Genomic DNA, 19,201 nt, shown 5'->3' on the forward strand with positions numbered 1-19,201 from the left:
CAGAAGCGGGGGCTTGGTTTCGTCTTCCAGCAGTACCTGCTCTTCCCCCACATGACGGTCAACGAGAACGTCGCTTTCCCGCTGACGCTGCGCGGAGTACCGAAGGACGAGATCCGTCGGCGCGGCGTCACGACGCCCGGCACGCACGCTCGCCGCACGCCGTGAACGGACAGGTGGCTCCGCCACATGACCCTTCACGCCGCACGCCGCTGACACGCTCACCACTCCCTCAGTGGAGTCGGCAGTCCTGGAAACCGTCCCCCGTGGCTTCCTCGCCCACGACTGGCAACCCGCCATCGGCGGTCGCACCTTCGAGGTGCGCAACCCCGCGACCGAGGAAGTCATCGCCACCGTCGCCGACTGCGGCGCACAAGACGCGCTGACAGCACTGGACGCGGCGGCCGCGGCCGCCGACCAGTGGGCCCTCACCAGCCCGCGGGACCGGGCGACCGTCCTGCACCGGATCACCGACGCCATGACCGAACACCGTGAGCGTCTGGCCCGGATCATCACGCTGGAGATCGGCAAGACGATCACCGAAGCCCGGGGCGAGGTGGACTACGCCGCGGCCTATTTCCGGTGGTACGCCGAGGAGGCGGTCCGCCCTCACGCGCGCAGCACGCCCTCCCCGGACGGCAAGAGCCATATCGTCACCGTCGCCGAGCCGGTCGGGCCCTGCCTGCTGATCACCCCGTGGAACGTGCCGCTGGCCATGGCCGCCCGCAAGGCCGCCGCCGCCCTCGCCGCCGGCTGCACCGCCGTGCTCAAACCGGCAGCGCTCACCCCGCTGTCCTCGCTGATACTGGGCGAGCTCGCACGCGAGGCCGGCGCGCCCGCAGGCGTCCTGACCGTGATCACCAGCAGCGACGCGGCAGCGGTCACCACGGCGCTGCTGGCCGACCCCCGGCTGCGCAAGCTGTCCTTCACCGGGTCCACTCCGGTCGGCAGGCTGCTGCTTCAGCAGAGCGGTGCCCGGGTGCTGCGCACCTCGATGGAGCTGGGCGGCAACGCGCCGTTCCTGGTCTTCGACGACGCCGACCTCGACCTCGCGGTCCGCGAAGCGATGATCGCGAAGATGCGGCTGGGCGGCCAGTCCTGTGTCGGCGCCAACCGGTTCCTGGTCCAGGAGGGAATCGCCGACGCGTTCGCCGCGGTGATGGGCGAACGGATCACCGCCATCCGGGTGGGTGCCCCGGACCGGGAGGACACCGACCTCGGCCCGCTGGCCGACCACCGTGCGGTGGACAAGGTCCGCCACCTCGTCGAGGACGCGGTGGCCCGTGGTGCCGTCGTCGTCGGCCAGGCGGACGTCCCTGACGGGCCGGGTCACTATGCCGCCCCGACCGTGCTGGACCACGTCCCCGCCGACGCCGCGATCATGCACGAGGAGGTCTTCGGCCCTGTCGCCGCCATCCATCGTTTCTCCACCGAGGCCGAGGCCATAGCGGTGGCCAACGACACCGAGCACGGCCTCGCGTCGTATGTGATGACGTCCCACATCGACCGCGCCCGCCGGGTCGCCGCCCGGTTGCAGGCCGGAATGGTCGGCATCAACCGCGGCCTGGTCTCCGAGGTCGCGGCACCCTTCGGCGGGATCAAGCAGTCCGGTCTGGGCCGTGAGGGCGGACCGGAAGGCCTCCACGAGTACCAGCAGCTCAAGTACCTGTCACTGCCCGGCTTTCACAGCTGAGCAAGCCGACACAGCGGAGCCTGCTCCCGTCGTGCAGGGCAACGCAGTGACCGGGATGAGGGTCCATTCCGCTACGTCCGCCAGCGGCCCGGTCAAGGGTGGCCGCCGGTCTCCGGGGGCTGCAATGTCTCCAGCCCGGCCGCCCGGGCGGATCTTCGGCAGGACGGCGGTGTGAAGCAGTTCCTGCCGTCGGCGCCTGCCTCTCAGTTCCTGGTCGCCGACAGCAAAGGACATCCAGCAGTCGGCGGGGCAGGGAGTCTGGGACGTCACGCAGCCACAGCGGCCCGGTGGGGGGTCTCGGTTCTTCCTCACCGACACCGCACCATGCTCCGCAGCCCCATGGCACCTGTGGGATCTGGGAGAGTTCCAATCGGCTGGTGGTCGCACCGGCCTCCGCCCAGTCACGCAGCTCTTGGGCGGAGGCGAAGTAGTGCGCGGTCTGCGAGACGGTGACCTGCTGGGTGAAGACGAACGGGCGGGCAGGGACCTCTTCCGTGATCAGCTGGCTTCGACACCAGCATGATCACTGGATCCGTGCCTGTTCCGCTGCGGCGTCGAGTCCCGCCGCACAGCGACGATGGACCGGGCGTCCTGGCGTTGGCCGTTCGCCCCCTATCAGGTCTTGCCCCGCGCCCGTCGGCGCCGGCCCGGCGGCCGTCCGGACCGGCGGACGGGGCGACGTCACGCAGGGCCGCCGAGCGGCGGGTGCTCGAGCACGCGGGGCTTGTACTCGACCAGCTGGATGCGGCCGTCGAAGGTGCGGTGCTCGATCATCTCGAGGGCAACGTCCGGATAGCCGTCGTAGATGCGTTCTTCGCCCGTGGCCCCGGTGATCACCGGGAACATCACGACCCGGAAGCGGTCGACGAGTCCGGCCCGTAGCAGGGACCGGCACAGGCTGAGGCTGCCGATCGTGCTGAGGAGTCCCGGGCCACTCGACTTCATGGCGCGGACCGCCTCGACGGCGTCGTCGCGGACGAGCGTGGAGTTGGCCCACGTCAGTGGCTCCTCGAGTGAGGAGGAGAACACCACCTTGGACGCTTGCGTGAGCTCGTCGACGGATGCCTCTTCCTCGGGCCTGAACTCGTCTTGGCCCTTCGGGACCTCGCCTGCGGCGAAGCCCGACATCAGGCGGTAGGTGTTCGCTCCCATCAGGTAGGTGGCCTCGGGCTGCTCGCCGAGCCATGCGAGGTACTCCGGGCCCTCGAGGCCCCAGAACCCGGGCCATCCCTCTCCCGACGCGTAGCCGTCGAGGGAGGTGATGAAGTCGACGAGAAGCTCCGACATGGCGGTGTCCTTTCCTGGAGTGTCACGAGCTTGGACCGGCCGAGAGCCCCAAACTCATCGGCCGCGCTGTGAGTAGCGAGAAGTCCCATGACGCCGCAGCCGATCAGATCGGCGGAGCGGCACTGCTTCGGAGGCTCAGCCTCATCCGCGAACGGCCCCGACGATCTCCGCGATCCCGTCTGGTGGGCACTCGGTGTCCACCGTGGTCCACCCTGATCACGCACACGCACTCGGGGGCGCGGCATCCCGCTGAGGTCTACGGGCGTTCCTCTGCGCCGCCTCCTACCGCTGCGGGGTCCTCGCCCCGGTGACGAACCACCGTGACCGGGCATCGCGCGTGGTGCAGGACGGCCTGGCTGACCGAGCCCAGCAGAAGGCCCGTGAAGCCGCCCCGGCCTCGCGCTCCGACGACGAGCAGCTGCGCGTCCGCGCTCGCGTCGATGAGGGTGTGCCGCACCCTGCCGACCACGGGCCTGCGTCGCACCGTGACGTCCGGATGCCTCTCCCGCAGGCCGGCCAGTGCCGCGTCGAGAACGTGTTCGGCCTTCTCCCGCAGGTGCGCCTCGTCATAGGTGACGAAGGGGGGATCGGCCGGACCGTCGTAGCCGTCCGAACTCCCGGTCCGGCACACGTGCAGCACCGTGAGGTCCGCGCCGCGCAGGGCCGCCTCCGTGAAGGCGAACGAAACGGCTTCTTCGGAGGCTGCCGAGTCGTCGACCCCCAGGAGGAGGGGGCCCTTCGGGTTCGGCCGCCCTCGTACCACCAGCACGGGGCAGTGGCCGTGTGCGGCGAGGTGCGCGGACGTCGAGCCCAGCAGCAGGCTGCTGAACGCGCCCAGACCACGGCTGCCGACCACCACGAGCGAGGCCGTGCGCGAGGCGATCTCGAGCACCATCAGCGGTTCTCCCACGGTGACGTCGCGAGTGATGTCCACGTGGGGCGCCACGTCGTGGGCTCGCCGTTCGGCCGCCGCCAGTGTGCCGTCGAGCAGTTCGCGCACCCCTGCCCCAGCGGGGTTCCACGGCGGCACGCCGGCCGGCAGGTGTGCGGACGGCCGTCCGAAGGCATGCACCAGGCGCAGCTCCGCTCCCCGGATATCGGCCTCATGGCCTGCCGTCTCGACCGCGTCCAGACTCGACGGCGAACCGTCGACTCCCACTACCACCACCGGCTTCGTCATGGTGGCGCTCCTTCCTCCTGGAGAGGCCCTGGGACGTCATCGCTCCTCCTTGGATCCGAGAGCCTGTCGGCCGCCCCTGGGCTGTTTCCATCATTCACCTCCGCCAGGGCAGCGGGCTCATCCACCGGTACGCCCCCGAAGGGACCCGACCTCTGCCACCTGGCGTCCCACGCGCGGCGGCCGCCGGATTCAACCGCTCGGACCTGCTACCGGTGCTCCGTCGACACGGCAGGTCGGGTCCGCGTCCACGGACACCACGCCGTCGACACCGTGGCACAGCCGCTCGATGGCGGGGATGAGCCGACCGGTTTCGACCCTGCCCTTCGGACGGGATCGTGCTGCGCCGGGCCACCACGATCCAGGGGCTCACGCACCCGGCCCTCGTGCACCTCGACCGCCACGTCGGTGGGGGCGAGACGGAGAGTCCGGTTCAGGACGTCACGGGTGATCTCGTCGCGAAGCGCCTAGCCCCGGAGCTGGAAGACCCGCAGGAGATCACCCCTGCTGACGATGCCGACCAGCGGGCCCGCCTCGTCGATCACGGGCAGCCGCTTGACGCCTCGGCCGTCCTTCAGGCGCGCCGCCCCGACGACCGTCCACCCCGGGCGCGCAGACCGCGGGAGCCGTCATCAGCTCCCCGGCCGTGGTGCCCTCGTCCTGAGCGAGGGCACCGTCAGCGTGGCCCGCAGCGGACGGCAGACCGTTGGGATCCGAGAGCAGGTCGGCCTCCGGCACCACTCCCACCGGCCGATCGAGGTCGTCGACCAGGGGCAGGGCCGTAACGTCGTGGTCGGTCGGCAATCCGACAATCTTCTTGAACGGTGTGTCCGGTCGTACCCGTACGACGCCACGAGTCATGAGTTCTCCGATCGTGCGGTGTGACGCGCCTCCTTCCGGTCCGCGACCGACCGTGGCGCGCTTCGGCCCGTCGGTCCCGGGCATGGCTTCTCACCTTCAGCCTGCTCCCCGGACACGCCTGTGACCTGGAGGCCTTCGGACAGAACACGGGGACCGCACGCCCCGCACCAGGGACCTTCGGTCCCTGGTGCGGGGGCGGTACGCCCGCGTGATGCTGGAGGAAGACAGCAGTCGACGGAGAGGTCACGGCCATGCACGCCCACCTTGGCGACCGTCTGATCGTCGAGAGCCCGACGACCGGTGTCGTCCGGCGCGACGGAGAGATCATCGGCCTCCACCACGAGGACGGGACACCGCCGTACGACGTGCGCTGGTCGGACACCGGCGATGTCACGCTGGTCTTCCCCGGCCCGGACGCTCACATCCAGCAGGCCGGGCGGCAGGGTTCCGCGCAGGACACCGACGCCGGGACGAGCGGGCCCGAGCCCGCTCGGCGGCCCGGCGACGTGGGCCGCCGCCTGGCAGCGGTACGGACACGGCAGGGCCTCGGCCTGGAAGAGACCGCCCGTCGAGCCCGTATGTCCCCGCAGTACCTCAACTACCTGGAGACCCACGCCTCCGACCCCAGCCTCGGCACCCTGCTGCGCCTGGCCGACGCCCTCGGGACCACACTCCTCGCACTCCAGGGTGGTGATCAGGAGCAGCCTCCCGGGCAGGGACAGGCGCTGCTCCACCCCCGGTTGCGGGAGCTCGGAGAGCAGGAGTGCCGGGCCCTGCTCTCGACACACGGTGTCGGGCGCGTCTCGCTGACCACAGCGCACGGTCCGGTGGTGTTCCCCGTCAACTACGACGTCGTCGACGAGGCCGTCGTCTTCCGCACCGCGCCCGGTTCCGGGCCGGCCGCCGCGGTGGGCAGTGATGTGGCGTTCGAGGTCGACCATGTCGACGACGCCATGAGCCGGGGCTGGAGTGTGCTGGTAACGGGCCGCGCACGGGCGGTCAGCGACCGGGACGCGGTACGCCGACTCGACGATCGGGCGCACACCGTTCCGTGGGCCGGAGGCGGACGCGCGCTGTGGGTGTCGATCGGCATCGACCGACTGACCGGGCGGCGTATCGCTCCCGCCGACGACGCGTGAGCGCACAGGCGCCCTGAGGACGTTCGGCACACAGTCGAGGCCCTTCGGCCGCCGAGGAACCGGCTCGGGGCGAAGGGATCAAGAGCCTCCTGCCCGGCGGGCGCCGGCGTGAGACCGACCGTGTCGGCCGTCTCGCGCCGCACGCCGGTCACCAGATGGGGGACGGGGATGTCGGTCATGCCGGGCTCCCGCTCCCGTACGGGGCGTACAGGTCGAGCAGCCGTATCCGCGAGGCCTGCAGCCGGTGTGCCACGACCCGGCCGACCCAGGTGGCGATCGACCGTCCGAACTCCGGGTCCTGCGCGCACACGGCCCGTACGGCATCGGCGTCGAACTCCCAGGCCCGCACGGGGCTGAGTGCCTCGGCTCCCAGCTGCCACACATACGGTGCGTAGTGCCAGGACCAGCCGAGCAGCTCGCCATGGCCCAGGGACTCGATGACGGCGGCGCGACGGCCGGGCACATGCAGGTCGAGGAGGACGGTCCCGGTCCGGATGATCCAGAACCGGTCGGCGCGGCGGCCCTCCTGGAAGAGGCGCGTCCCGGCCTCGAAGGAGACCTCACGGGCGAGGCACATCAGCCGGTCGCGGTGCTCGGCCGGAAGAGCCATGGGGAGAGTGGTGGTGGAGGTCATTGTTCCGTCTCCTTCTGCTTCTCGTGCCGCAGGCGGCCGACGCGTTCGTCGTGCGGCGCCGTGGCGTCCTCGGTGATGTCGATGCCGACCGGGCACCAGGTGACGCGGCGCCCGCAGCCCACGCAGCGGAGCTGCCGAACTGCTCGTACCAGGTGGAGAGTTCGCGGGTGAGTCACTGCCGGTAGCGGCTGCGCGACGAGGCCCGCACAGGTCCGCCGTGGAGGTGGGAGAAGGCCATGTCGAAGCAGGACGCCGGTTGCCGGGTTGTTCGTCATGATCACCCCTCCGAGTCCTTGCTCGGTCCCCTGATGTCAGCCTGCTCCGCCAGGGGGTGCGGCACGACGGGCCGCCCGGGCACCCTCATAGGGCCCTTCGGCCTCATCGGCTGCGCGAGGCCCTGTGCGTGCCCCCGGGCCCCGCGCACGAAGGACGGGAAGGTACATCTGCCTCTCGCGGATCCCGATTGCACGGTGCGCGGTGCGCGGCCGCTTCCCCCCGTCTCATCACGTCCTTCCCGACCCTTCCAGCACGCCACCCGGAGGGTGTGGCCGGTAGGGCCGGTAGGGCCGGCCGGCCCCGACCGACCCGGTCGTCCGGCCCGTCGGCCCAGGTCAGCAGGGCGTCGGACGTCCCGACGGGAGTGCGCGGGTCGGGAGGATCCGGCCGGCGCGGCGGCCGGGGGCGCTTGGCTTCCAGGATCCTCTTCATGGTGATCGCCTCGTGTCGTGGCGCTCGCCTGGTTTCCCAGCCTCGTCGTCAGCCGTTATATGGGTCAGGGTCGGCCGGCCCTCATGACGGGGCCGGCCCGATCAGGTGGGCCGAACGGCCCCGGCAGGGGCCGAACCGCCCCTGCCGACGAAGACGCCGGAGTGCGACCGTGACAGTAGTACCCCTGCTGCACGAGTGGCAGCCCGAAGGATTGGCGGTGGAATCATGGAACTGCCCCTGGTCGTTGGCGTCGACGGTTCCGACGGCAGCATCCTGGCCGTCGACTGGGCGGTGGATGAGGCCGCACGCCACGGTCTGCCGTTGCGTCTGGTCCACGGCTCCCTGTGGGAGCGCTACGAGGGTGCGCTGCCCTCCTTGAGTCTGCAGCGGCCGTCGGAGCGGGTGATGGCGCAGCACATCGTGGCTTCCGCCGAGGAACGCGTCCGACGGCTCAACCCTGATGTGAAGGTGTCCGTCGAGGCGGTGGCCGCCGAAGCGGTGTCCGCCCTCCTGAGCGAGGGTGACAACGCCTCCGCCATGGTGACCGGCTCGCGCGGCCGCGGAGAGCTCAAGGGAGCCCTGCTGGGCTCGGTGGGCCTCGCCGTCGCGGCTCGTGCGTACTGCCCGGTCATCGTGGTCCGGGGTGACAAAGCCGGTCTCGCCGGGACCCATCGCCGGATCCTGCTCGGTGCCGGAGACCCCGACACCAGCCACGAGGCCGTCCGGTTCGCCTTCCGGGAGGCCGAGGCGCGCGCCTGCGTGCTCGACGTCGTCCGGGCTTGGCGTCGTCCCGCGCACGAGAACGCCGACCGGTCCGCTCCCGCCGAGGAGACCGCGGAGCACGAGGCGCGGGCCTCCGACCTGGTCGATGCGCTGATCGCTGAGGTGGCGGTCGATCATCCGGCCGTGCGGGTGAAGCGGGCGACGATCGAAGGGCCGGCCCGCAGGGTGCTGGTGAACCGCTCGGAGGCTGCCGACCTGGTGGTTGTCGGCGCACGGCGCCGGTCCGGCCACTTCGGCCTCCAGCTCGGCCGGGTGAGCCACACCCTGCTGCACCACGCGGCCTGCCCGGTGGCCGTCGTCCCGCAGCGGGTCTGAGGCGCGGGACGGCCCGAGACGCGCGGATGAGCGCTCCGGCGTCCCGCGACACGAACAACGGCGTGTCGCGGGACGCCGGAGCGCGCCCGCGCAGGGCCACACTGGTCCAGCAGGAGTCTCATCCGGAGCACCCACCTCCCAGCCGCGAAGGGGGCAGCCGCATGACGGCCTGGACCTGGGAGTACGAGGGCTACGAGCCCGCGGACGAACGGCTGCGGGAGTCACTGTGCACGCTGGGCAACGGACGCTTCGCCACACGCGGCGCCCTGCCGGAGTGCGCCGCCGACGACGTGCACTATCCCGGCACCTACGCGGCCGGCTGCTACAACCGGCTCACCTCCGTGGTCGCCGGACGCCCGGTCGAGAACGAGGACATCGTCAACCTGCCGAACTGGCTGCCGCTCCGCTTCCGGCGCCCGGGCGGTGAATGGCTCACGCCGGACACCGCGCCCGTGCTCGACCACCGGCAGGCGCTGCACCTGGATACGGGTCTTCTCGAACGCGTGACCCGATACGGACTGGACGACGGACAGGTGCTGTCCGTACGCCAGCAGCGGCTCGTGCACATGGCCGATCCGCATGTCGCGGCCCTGCGCACCGAGTTCACCGTGGAGGGCGACACCATGGAGCTGGAGGTCGAGGCGGCCCTGGACGGTGACGTGACCAACAGCGGCGTCCAGCGCTACCGCGGCCTGGAAGGACGCCATCTGACCCATGTGCACACCGGCACCGCCGCGCCCGGCACGGTATGGCTGCGCTGCCGTACCCGCACGTCGGACATCCGGATCGGCATGGCGGCCCGGCTGACCTGTGGCGCACCGGTCACCGAGACCCACCGGCACACTGGTGCCGTGCAACGGGTGAGGCTGGTTCTGGAACCGGGCTGCGCCGCCGCCGTCGACAAGACGGTGGCCCTGCACACCTCGCGCGACCCGGCGATCAGCGATCCGCTGCAGGCCGCGGTGGACCGGGTGAGCGCGGCGCCCGCCTTCGAGGCGCTCCTGAAGTCGCACCTGACGGCCTGGGCGCAGCTGTGGCGCCGGGCCGAGATCGAGGTGCCCGGGGAAGCCGGGGCCATCCTGCGCCTGCACCTGTTCCATGTGCTGCAGACCCTCTCCCCGCACACCGCCGACCTGGACGTGGGCGTGCCGGCCCGCGGGCTGCACGGCGAGGCCTACCGCGGCCATGTCTTCTGGGACGAACTGTTCGTCCTGCCGTACCTGAACCTGCACTTCCCCGAGGTGTCCCGTGCCCTCCTCCACTACCGTCACCGGCGTCTGGACCGGGCCCGCGCCGCGGCCCGGGCCGTCGGCCGGCGCGGGGCGCTGTACCCGTGGCAGAGCGGCAGCGACGGACGTGAGGAGACCCAGCGGCTGCACCTCAACCCCCGCTCGGGCCGCTGGCTGCCCGACCACACGCACCTCCAGCACCACGTCGGGTCGGCGATCGCGTACAACGTGTGGCAGTACTGCGAGGCCAGTGGCGACGCCGAGTTCCTGCACACCAAGGGCGCCGAGATGCTGGTGCAGATCGCGCGCTTCTGGGCCGACTCGGCCACCTGGGACGACAGGTCGGGCCGGTACCGCGTCCGGGGCGTGGTCGGCCCCGACGAATACCACGAGGCGTATCCGGACGCCGATCGGCCCGGCCTGGACGACAACGCCTACACCAACGTCACGGCCGCCTGGGTGCTCGCCCGGACACTGGAGATGCTGCGCGATCTGCCGGCACCCCGGCGACGCGAACTCGTGGAACGTGCCGAGTTGGACAGCGGCGAACCGGAGCAGTGGGAGGAGGTCTCCCGCACCCTCCACGTGCCGTTCCACGACAACGTCATCAGCCAGTTCGAGGGGTACGGCGAGCTGGCCGAACTCGACTGGGACGGCTACCGGACGCGCTACGACGACATCCGGCGACTCGACCGGATCCTGGAGGCGGAGGGCGACAGCGTCAACCGCTACAAAGCCTCCAAACAGGCGGACGTGCTCATGCTCGGCTACCTCTTCTCGCCGGACGAACTCCAGGGCCTCTTCGAGCGCCTGGGCTACCGCGTCGGCGAGGAGACCTGGGTGCGGACCGTCGACTACTACCTGGCCCGCACCAGCCACGGTTCCACCCTCAGCGGTCTCGTCCACGGCTGGATCCTCGCGCGCGCCCGGCGCAGCGAGGCCTGGTCGTTCTGCCAGGAGGCCCTCAGGGGCGACGTGGCCGACCTCCAGGGCGGCACCACCGGTGAGGGCATCCACCTCGGTGCGATGGCCGGCACCCTCGACCTGGTCCAACGGGGGCTGACGGGGCTGGAGACGCGGCAAGGGGCGCTCTGGCTGGACCCCGTGCCGCTGCCGGAGCTGTCGTCGTACGGCTTCTCGCTGCAGTACCAGGGGCACTGGGGGGTACGGCTGCGCCTGGAGAGTGGCCGGCTGGAGATCGCCGTCCCGCCGTCCGGCGGCCCGCCGATCGATGTACGGCTGCCCGACCGGACCGTCTGCGTCGGCCCCGGGGAGACGAGCCGGCTGCTGCTCGCCGACGGGCACGCGTGAGTCCGCGCCGGCGGCGCACCCACGCGGGACGGGCAGCGGTCGCTCCTTCGCCCGTCAGGCCCGGACGGGTCCCGTGTCGGCCGCTGGCGCGGAGCCCTCGCGTGCGAGGTGGTGCGGCCGGGCCGCAGCCGGGCCGCGGGGAGTGAGGCATCCATGGCACACCTCGGTGCCCCGCGTGGTGACCATCGGGTCGGTCCCCGGCCACCCCATCGCGGCACAAGGTGCCGACGGCAGGGGACACCCAGCCCTGCTTCAGGGTCGCCCGGCCCAAGCGAGGGCCGCCACTCTGGTCGAAGATGGATTTATGGGGCATCTCCCATGCGCTCCGTGCCCGCCCCAGAGATCCGCCGACGACACAACGAAGGGCCGGAGATCGAGGAGGAACGGCTATGAAGGGTCTCGTATTCCACGGTCCCGGGCAGTCCGCCTGGGAGGACGTCCCGGATCCGGGACTCAAGGATCCCACCGACGCCATCGTCCGGGTCGACGCCGTCACCATCTGCGGAACGGACCTGCACATCCTCAAGGGGGACGTGCCGGAGGTGCCCCCCGGGACGGTGCTGGGGCACGAAGCGGTCGGTGAGATCGTCGAGACCGGCAGCGACGTGCGCACCGTCCGGCCGGGCGACCGGGTCCTGGTCTCCTGCATCACCGCCTGCGGCCGCTGCCGCTTCTGCAAGGACGGCGCCTACGGCCAGTGCCGGGACGGCGGAGGCTGGATCCTGGGCCACCTGATCGACGGGACCCAGGCGGAGTACGTCCGCGTGCCGCACGCCGATCTGTCCGTGCATCCGCTGCCGGGCGCACTGGAGAGCAACGACGCCGTGCTCTTCGCGGACATCTTCCCGACCGCCTACGAGGTGGGCGTCATCAACGGAGGTGTGCGGCCCGGCGACACGGTCGTGGTCGTCGGCGCCGGACCGATCGGTCTCGCCGCGATCCTCACCGCGCGGCTGTACTCCCCGGAGCGGATCATCACCGTGGATCTCGCCGACTCCCGGCTCGAGGCCGCCAGGCGGTTCGGTGCCGACGCCGTCGCCCCGGCGCGCGACCAGCCGGAGCAGCTCGTCGCCGATCTCACCGGCGGGATCGGCGCCGACGTGGCCATCGAGGCGGTCGGAGTACCGGAGAGCTTCGAGATGTGCACCCGTATGGTGCGGCCGGGCGGCCGGGTGGCCAATGTCGGGGTCCACGGCAAGCCCGCGACCCTGCACCTCGAAGACCTGTGGATCAAGAACGTGACCATCACCACCGGCCTGGTCGACACGTCCTCCACGCCCACGCTGCTGAGGATGGCGGCCGCCGGCCGTGTATCGACCTCCGGTCTGGTCACCCACACCTTCGTCCTGGACCAGATGGAGGAGGCCTACGAGGTCTTCGCCCACGCCGCCGACACCGGCGCGCTCAAGGTCGTGCTCGGCGGGCAGCGGCACGACGAGCTGGCCGTCCCCGCGGCCTGACCATGCCCCCCCCGCGGGTCGGTTCGGGTGTCCGAGGTGGTGAGCGGCACACCGGTCACCGGGCCCGGCCGGATGCAATCGCGTGCGCCGAGTACGCCGCACCGGGGTGATCACACCGGACGGCCGCGGCTGCCGGAGTTCCTCACCGTGGGGCCGTGCCCCTGACGGAGTTCGCCCTGCGCGATGCGACCGTGGCCCTTCGACGGACGGGGCCGAGCGGGCCCGGGCCGGGACCTGTGACCCCTGTCCCGCGCCGCTCCTCGGCGCGAACCTGAAGACGGATACCGATTCAGGAGGTGGACAGCATGGTGCGCTACATCATGGTGGGCCTCGACGGCTCGTCCGAGAGCCGGGCGGCCGCGGAGTGGGCGGCCCGTGAGGCGACCTTGCGCGGGCTGTCCCTGCGCCTTGTGCACGTGTGGGAGCCGGTCCCGGAACCGATGGCGCAGGCACCGCTGCTCGGCACGGAGCCCCTGCGGCACTGGAGCGAGCGGAACCCGCGCGGGGCCACCGAGGGACTGCGAGCGCGTCACCCGGGAGTGGACGTGGCCGCGGTCCAGGTGACCGGTGTACCGGCCGATGTCCTGGTGGACGTCGCGAGGGACGCCGAACTGGTGGTCCTGGGCTCCCGCGGGCTGAGCGGGATCGGCGGGTTCCTGGTCGGTTCCGTGGGCCAGGCCGTCATCGCGCGGACCGAGGTACCGGTGGTACTGGTCCGGTCCGGGGAGCAGGCGGCGGACGAGCACGCCATGGACCCGGCCGGCATCCCGTCAGCGGCCACACGGTTCCGTCCGGTGCTGCTGGGACTCGACACCCACAGCCCCGACGGCACGGTCCTCGCGTTCGCCTTCGAGGAGGCCGCCCGTCGCCGGACGGCCCTGCGCGTCCTGCACGCTTGGAACCCCCCGCCCCACCACGTCTACGGTCTGTCGGACCAGGCGGGTGTGTACGACGCACTCGCGCGTGAGTATGCGGCCGAGCTCACCGAGGCACTGCGCCCCTGGCGGGACAAGTACCCGGCCGTCGAGGTGATCGAGGCCTCCCGCGCGGGCAGTGCGGCGGACCAGGTCGTGGCCTCCTCTCGCTATGCCTCGCTGGTCGTCGTGGGCCGGCGGATACGGCGCAGCCGGTTCGGCGTGCACATCGGGCCCGTCGCCCATGCCGTGCTGCACCACGCCGCCGCCCCCGTCGCCGTGGTGGCACACCGCTGAGGGCATGGCGCATGGTCCGAAGGCCGATGACAGAACCTCACGGCACGCGACCGTGGTGTGCTCTCTCCTTCGAGGATCGCCCCGGCAGCCGCCACCGCGCATGGGCCGAGCGGCTCGTTCCGGGGCCTGTCGGCGGGGTCCGTCGGCGGGGACGGAAGCCCGGCCGCGCCGGGACCTTCGGCCCTGTGACCGAGACCGTCGCCGTTCGAGGGTGGGACCACGTGGTGGAGGAACGGATCAGCGATCTGCCGGAGGTCGGCTCATGAGCGCGCGAGGTTCGCCGTACACATCGGGTCCGCCGCCGCCCCGCAAGCACCACGGCGCGGCGGGGTCGAACCCGCTGAGGCGTCGGTCCGACCGCTTCGAAGCCTGGTTCCGGCGCTTCCTGATGCTCATCCTCGTCGTCGGTGTGCCACCGGCCGCGGCCGGCGCGGGGCTGGCGGCCTACGAGTCCACGACGCGTACCGTGCACGCCCAGACAGCGCAGCGACACGAGGTCACCGCCCGGCTGACCTCGGGCGTCGCGGACGACAGCGGAGCGGCCAGGCAGCCGGCGCAGGTCCGCTGGACGGAGCGGAACGGCACCGTCATGACGGGAACCACTCTGGTGAGGCCAGGAACGGCTGAGGGGGCCACCGTGCGGATCTGGGTGGACCGGGAGGGAACCATCACCGGTCCGCCGGCGACCGCGACCACCGCGTGGAGCAACGGCTGCTTCGTGGGCGGCCTGGCGGCCGTCGGCATGGTCGTCGGCGTCTACGCGGTGCGCGGGGGCGCTGGCCTGGTCCTCGACCGGAGGAGGTTCGCTCAGTGGGACGCCGAATGGGACCTGGTGGAACCGCGGTGGTCCGCGCGTTTCCGCCGGTGACGGCAGGGCGGCCCGGGCACTGGGCGGGAGCCGCTCAAGCCCGCAGCCGTCCCTCACCGCGGAACAGGTGCGCGTGCCGTCTGTCTCCACTCCGCTCGGCGAGTCCGCGAGTACCGGCTTTCTCGTCACGGGCAGCCGAGGTGCCGCCATGTGGCGGTGGCCGTCGACGTCAGATGCCGGGCGAGGTCGCTCCTCGTGCGTCCAGGACCAGCACCGCCACGTGCAGGGACGTGCGCTGCAGGCCTGATTCCAGGTCGCAGCCGAGGAGCCGTTCGATGGTGTGGAGGCGCTGGTAGTAGGCCTGCCGGGACATGCCGGCCCGCTTCGCCGCGTCCGACTTGTTGCCGGCGGCCGCCAGATAGGCGCGCAGCGCGGGCAGCAGGTCGCCGCTGTTGCGGTCGTCGTGCTCGATGAGGCGGGTCAGCTGCCGTTCCGCGTAGCGCTGCAGGCGGGTGTCCGCGCACAGGACTCCCAGGAGTTCCGGCAGCCCGACATCGGCGGGCACGTAGAACCACCGCTCCGGGGACGCCGGTGTGATGGCCTCGGCCGTCTGCTCGGCCTCCTGCCACGACCGGGCGATCCCGGAGAGGTCGGTGACACCCGGGCCGACGGCGACCACGGCCTCCGGACCGAGTTCCTCACGGACGAGACGGCCGATCCGCTCGGCGACCGGCTGCCAGGCACTGGCCTGCGCCAGGGCGAGGAGGACACCGATGCGGCCCGGAGCCGTCTCACCGACCAGGGCGCGGATGCCGGTCTGCGTCAGAGCCTTCGCGATCCGCTCGTCGAGCTGCTCTCCCTCACCACCGGGCCGGACGTGGCGGATGACGACGGCGAAGAGGCGGTGCCCGAAAGCCGGCAACCCCAGCGCCTCGGCGCGGGCGCGGGCGTCGGCGGGGGAGCGGAAACGCCGTTCGCACAGGTCCCGCAGCACGGAGCGGTGGGCCCGGCGCTCCCACCACGCCGGCCCGGCCAGGCGTGCCATGGTCAGCGCGACCGCCGCATGCTCCAGGACCAGGATGTGCTCCGGGTCGGGCTCCGTGCTCAGCCGGCTGTCCAGCAGGATCAGCCGCCCCCACGGTCCCTGATGGTCCTGCACCGGTGCGATCAGCCACCCCTCCGGACCGCTCGGCGCGATCTTCTCCAGGGTCGGCGCGGCCCGGGAGCGCCGGGACCAGGCCGAAACGACCGGTTCGTACGGCCGGCCGAGCAGCTCGCACATCAGGACCCGGTGGGTGAGATCTTCCAGCACCACGGGCGCTCCGGTGAGCTCCGCGGTCGTGTGCACCAGTTCCTCGGGATCCGCGCCCCGCAGCGTCAGACCGGTGAAGATGTCCTGGATGTCCTTGCCGCGGCGCAGCAGCGCCCCCTGCGCGTCGAGGATGAGCGCGTGCACCGTCTGCGTGACGTCGATGAAGCGGACACCGCGGGCCAGCTCGATCAACGGCACCTCACGCGCACGGCAGGCCGCCACCAGTTCCTCGGGCACCTTCCGATACCGGTGACCGAGCTCCACGATCAGGCCGGCGGCGCCGACATCGGCGAGCTGGTCGACGTAATCCCGCAGCTCGGAGGCGTCCTCCGGGTACGGCATGCCGGTCGTCAGCACCAGCTCACCGCCCTCCAGGAAGTCGGCCGGATTGAGCAGTTCGGTGACATGCACCCAGCGCACCGCACGGTCGATCTGCGACGAACCGGCCAGCACGCGCGGCATCCCCTCGGCCAGCACGGGCAGGCGAAGAATCTCCCTGATGGTCGGGAAGTGCCCGGTTGCGGGACGGCTGGGCGGCATAGGGGTGCTTTCTTCCGAAGGATTCGGGGGTCACCCTCGCACCGGCCACCCACCGTGGCAAGAGGGCGAAGAACACTTTCCGAAGCCTGGTCCGTTGCCGTGACAAACCGTCTCGAGAAGCCGGCGAGGTGGAACACAGTGTGGGTTGACCTGCGGGTTCCGGCGGGTCGAAAGTGAACGCCATCCCCGGTCGGGCCGAACCGCATGGGTCGGCACGGTGTCCGCACCGGACCGGGGGATCACTGCCACCCAGCCCCCTGGCGAAAGGAGCGACCCATGCGCCACCAGAAGCGCGTCGCCGTGATCGGTGTCGGCAGCATGGGCAGCCAGGTCATGTGGCGACTTGCCGCCCGCGGAGCCGAGGTCATCGGCTACGACCGGTACGCGCCGGGTCACGACCGCGGTGCGGCCGGAGGCGAGACCCGCATCTTCCGCGCCGTGCACCTCGGTGAGCCCGGGTACGTACCGCTGCTGCGGCTCGCGGACGGGATGTGGGACCGGCTCCAGCGCGAAACGGGCTTCTCGCTGCGCCGCCGCAGCGGATGCCTGGTGATGGGCGAGACCGCGTCACCGTCGATGCGCCTCCTCCTCTCCGAAAGCACCACCCACCGGCTGGACCACGAGGTACTGGACCGCGAGGAACTCGCCCGCCGGTACCCACAGCACCGCCTCCCGGACGGGCACACCGCCGTCCTCGACCGGAGGGGCGGCATCATCCGGCCCGAGGCGTCGATCCAGGCCGCCGCCACCCGCGCCGAGCAACTGGGCGCCCGGCTGCACCGCTACACCACGGTGCGGGAGATCGCCCCCGCGGCGGGCGGCGGGGTGCACGTCGTCACCGACCAGGGCACGGACCACGTCGACACCGCGGTGGTGACCGCGGGCCCCTGGATCAACACGCTGCTCCCGGACCTCCCCCGGAGCGTCGACATCCGCCGGCTGATCAGCTCGTGGCACATCCCCACCCGCCACGACTGGTTCGCGGGCGGCGCACCCGCCTTCGTCCGCAGCACACCCCACGACTGCTACGGGCTCCCCTCGCCCGACGGCATCTCCGTCAAGCTGGGCCTGTCCCTGGCCCGTTACCTGCCGGTGCCCGACCCCGAGCGGCTCGACCGGACGGTCCGCCCGGAGGAACTCGCCACCTTCCGCGAGCTCATCGCCGAACTGATGCCCGATCTGAACCCCGACCCCATCAGGCTGTCGGTCTACATGGAGGGCTACACCGCGTCCGGAAACCCGCTCGTCGGTCATCTCCCCGGCGAGGACGACATCATCGTCATGGCCGGCTTCTCCGGCAGCGGCTTCAAACTCTCGCCCGCCATGGGAGAGATCGCCGCCGACCTGGCCCTCGAGGGCTCCACCGATCACCCCATCGGCTTCCTCGCGCCGGCCGGAACCCAGACCGCCTGAGTCTTCCTCACCTTCGCCCTGCCCTGGGAGAAGTGTGTCTCGCACCTGCCGGACACGTACTGAAAAAACATGATCCCTTCGCTTCCCGCGGACCACATCATTGGAGCTCCTTCATGAGCAACAAAATCCCCTCCCTGCAGTTCCGTCCGAAGTACGTCTCGTTCGACTGCTACGGCACGCTGATCGAGTGGCCGATGACCCCCATCACGCGTGAACTCGTCGGCGACCAGATCCCCGCCGAGCACTGGGACCAGTTCGTGCGGGAGTTCCGCGGCTACCGCTACGACCAGGTGCGCGGCGCGTACTACCCCTACGAGCAGGTGCTGCAGGACTCCTTCGAGCGGGTCTGCCGCAAGTGGGGTGTGACGGCGGCGCCGGACGCGGGCAAGCGGCTCGCCGACGGCGTGCGCAGCTGGGGGCCGCACGCCGACGTGCCGGCACCGCTGAAGAAGATGGGCGAGCACTACAAGCTCGTCATCCTCTCCAACGCCGGCGACGCCTTCCTGGAGGAGAGCGTGCCCCGGCTCGGGGCGGACTTCCACGCGGTGTTCACCGCCGAACAGGCCGGCTACTACAAGCCCCGCTACGCCGCGTTCGAGTACATGCTCGACCAGCTCGACGCGTCGCCCGAGGACTTCGTGCACGTCGCCTCGCACACCCGCTACGACCTGATGCCGATGCACGACATGGGCTTCCGCAACCTGGTGCTCCTGGACCGCGGCTACGACCCGGTCACCCACGGCTACGACTACGTGACGGTCAAGTCCCTGGACGAGCTCAACCAGATGCTCGGCATCTGACTCGCGACGCACACCGTCCCGCACGGACAGCCCTGAAGGACCCTCGCCGAGCCTGTCGGTGACGCCCGCGGAGAACTCGAAGTACCGGGCCGAGAGCGCCGCCCTCGGCCCCGTGCACCGACCCCGGCCGGCGGCGGGGGAGCACACGCACGGTCCAACGCCCCGTCCGGCGGGCGCATCTTCTACGGCATGCACGGCCCCACCGCCCTCCCCGTGGACCGGCCTTGGACCCCATCCCCAGCCATCCCTCTTTCCCTCAGCAGCACCCCCAGGAGGCACACGATGAGAGACGCCCGTATAGACCGCAGACTCTTCCTGCGCGGCGTCGGCGGAGCCACGGCGGGTCTCGCCGCCGCGACCGCGCTAAGCGCCTGCGGTACCGGCACCAGCCGCACCGCTTCCACCGGCACCGGTGGCAAGGGCGGCAGGATGGTGGTCGTCCGTGACAGTGGCGGTTCCTATGGTGCGGCTCTGCAGAAGGCGATCTACACGCCGTTCACGCAGGAGACCGGCATCCAGGTCA

The 19,201-nt window shown here is 71.4% G+C and carries 14 protein-coding genes and 4 pseudogenes; 11 read left to right on the forward strand and 7 right to left on the reverse strand.

Features of this window, described 5'->3' with window-relative positions:
- Together ABTX62_RS36275 and ABTX62_RS36280 are read left to right on the forward strand one after the other, a co-directional pair.
- Positions 1-123 (forward strand): annotated as a pseudogene (locus tag ABTX62_RS36275) (polyamine ABC transporter ATP-binding protein); the annotation flags it as partial.
- A 109-nt stretch (positions 124-232) separates the two neighbouring features.
- Positions 233-1,690, forward strand: coding sequence for an NAD-dependent succinate-semialdehyde dehydrogenase (locus tag ABTX62_RS36280; RefSeq protein ID WP_352120172.1), 1,458 nt, complete (start codon positions 233-235; stop codon positions 1,688-1,690).
- Between the two features lie 681 nt (positions 1,691-2,371).
- Here ABTX62_RS36280 and ABTX62_RS36285 read toward each other — a convergent pair.
- The 4 genes and pseudogenes from ABTX62_RS36285 to ABTX62_RS38110 form a co-directional block, all read right to left on the reverse strand.
- The gene (locus ABTX62_RS36285; RefSeq protein WP_352120173.1) at positions 2,372-2,977 is read right to left on the reverse strand and encodes a dihydrofolate reductase family protein; all 606 of its coding nucleotides are present in this window, start codon (positions 2,975-2,977) and stop codon (positions 2,372-2,374) included.
- Positions 2,978-3,233: 256 nt separating this feature from the next.
- The gene (locus ABTX62_RS36290) at positions 3,234-4,157 is read right to left on the reverse strand and encodes a universal stress protein (protein ID WP_352120174.1); all 924 of its coding nucleotides are present in this window, start codon (positions 4,155-4,157) and stop codon (positions 3,234-3,236) included.
- A gap of 464 nt (positions 4,158-4,621) precedes the next feature.
- Complete coding sequence (locus ABTX62_RS38105; protein ID WP_502998081.1) at positions 4,622-4,732, reverse strand: CBS domain-containing protein; 111 nt, start codon at positions 4,730-4,732, stop codon at positions 4,622-4,624.
- 148 nt (positions 4,733-4,880) lie between these two features.
- A pseudogene (locus tag ABTX62_RS38110) lies at positions 4,881-5,099 on the reverse strand (CBS domain-containing protein); the annotation flags it as partial.
- A gap of 167 nt (positions 5,100-5,266) precedes the next feature.
- Here ABTX62_RS38110 and ABTX62_RS36300 point away from each other — a divergent pair.
- Complete coding sequence (locus tag ABTX62_RS36300) at positions 5,267-6,154, forward strand: pyridoxamine 5'-phosphate oxidase family protein (protein ID WP_352120175.1); 888 nt, start codon at positions 5,267-5,269, stop codon at positions 6,152-6,154.
- Positions 6,155-6,329: 175 nt separating this feature from the next.
- On the opposite strand, the gene ABTX62_RS36305 is transcribed toward ABTX62_RS36300, so the two are convergent.
- Both ABTX62_RS36305 and ABTX62_RS36310 read right to left on the reverse strand, forming a co-directional pair.
- Positions 6,330-6,788, reverse strand: a complete 459-nt coding sequence (locus tag ABTX62_RS36305; RefSeq protein WP_352120176.1) for a Crp/Fnr family transcriptional regulator — start codon at positions 6,786-6,788, stop codon at positions 6,330-6,332.
- A pseudogene (locus ABTX62_RS36310) lies at positions 6,785-7,038 on the reverse strand (4Fe-4S dicluster domain-containing protein); the annotation flags it as partial. The gene ABTX62_RS36305 and the pseudogene ABTX62_RS36310, both read right to left, overlap by 4 nt.
- 683 nt (positions 7,039-7,721) lie before the next feature.
- On the opposite strand from ABTX62_RS36310, the gene ABTX62_RS36315 reads away from it, so the two are divergent.
- From ABTX62_RS36315 to ABTX62_RS36335, 5 genes are all read left to right on the forward strand, one after another.
- Positions 7,722-8,594: a universal stress protein gene (locus ABTX62_RS36315; protein WP_352120177.1), complete on the forward strand. Its 873-nt coding sequence runs from the start codon at positions 7,722-7,724 to the stop codon at positions 8,592-8,594.
- 161 nt (positions 8,595-8,755) lie between these two features.
- On the forward strand, positions 8,756-11,134 hold the full coding sequence (locus ABTX62_RS36320; RefSeq protein ID WP_352120178.1) for a glycoside hydrolase family 65 protein: 2,379 nt from the start codon (positions 8,756-8,758) through the stop codon (positions 11,132-11,134).
- Between the two features lie 389 nt (positions 11,135-11,523).
- A complete protein-coding gene (locus ABTX62_RS36325) occupies positions 11,524-12,594 on the forward strand; it encodes a zinc-dependent alcohol dehydrogenase family protein (RefSeq protein WP_352120179.1) in 1,071 nt (356 codons plus the stop codon).
- 305 nt (positions 12,595-12,899) lie between these two features.
- Positions 12,900-13,805: a universal stress protein gene (locus tag ABTX62_RS36330; RefSeq protein ID WP_352120180.1), complete on the forward strand. Its 906-nt coding sequence runs from the start codon at positions 12,900-12,902 to the stop codon at positions 13,803-13,805.
- Positions 13,806-14,067: 262 nt separating this feature from the next.
- Complete coding sequence (locus ABTX62_RS36335; RefSeq protein ID WP_352120181.1) at positions 14,068-14,673, forward strand: Rv1733c family protein; 606 nt, start codon at positions 14,068-14,070, stop codon at positions 14,671-14,673.
- A 169-nt stretch (positions 14,674-14,842) separates the two neighbouring features.
- On the opposite strand, the gene ABTX62_RS36340 is transcribed toward ABTX62_RS36335, so the two are convergent.
- The gene (locus tag ABTX62_RS36340) at positions 14,843-16,465 is read right to left on the reverse strand and encodes a PucR family transcriptional regulator (protein WP_352120182.1); all 1,623 of its coding nucleotides are present in this window, start codon (positions 16,463-16,465) and stop codon (positions 14,843-14,845) included.
- A 276-nt stretch (positions 16,466-16,741) separates the two neighbouring features.
- Here ABTX62_RS36340 and solA point away from each other — a divergent pair, with 276 nt between their 5' ends.
- The 3 genes and pseudogenes from solA to ABTX62_RS36355 all read left to right on the forward strand — a co-directional run.
- Positions 16,742-17,878: an N-methyl-L-tryptophan oxidase gene (solA, locus tag ABTX62_RS36345; protein ID WP_352120183.1), complete on the forward strand. Its 1,137-nt coding sequence runs from the start codon at positions 16,742-16,744 to the stop codon at positions 17,876-17,878.
- Positions 17,879-17,991: 113 nt separating this feature from the next.
- Positions 17,992-18,678, forward strand: a complete 687-nt coding sequence (locus tag ABTX62_RS36350; RefSeq protein ID WP_352120184.1) for a haloacid dehalogenase type II — start codon at positions 17,992-17,994, stop codon at positions 18,676-18,678.
- 282 nt (positions 18,679-18,960) lie between these two features.
- A pseudogene (locus ABTX62_RS36355) lies at positions 18,961-19,201 on the forward strand (ABC transporter substrate-binding protein); the annotation flags it as partial.

Origin of the sequence: Streptomyces sp. NPDC096046, assembly GCF_040303285.1 — a bacterium.
In the GTDB taxonomy this organism is placed as follows: Bacteria; Actinomycetota; Actinomycetes; order Streptomycetales; family Streptomycetaceae; genus Streptomyces.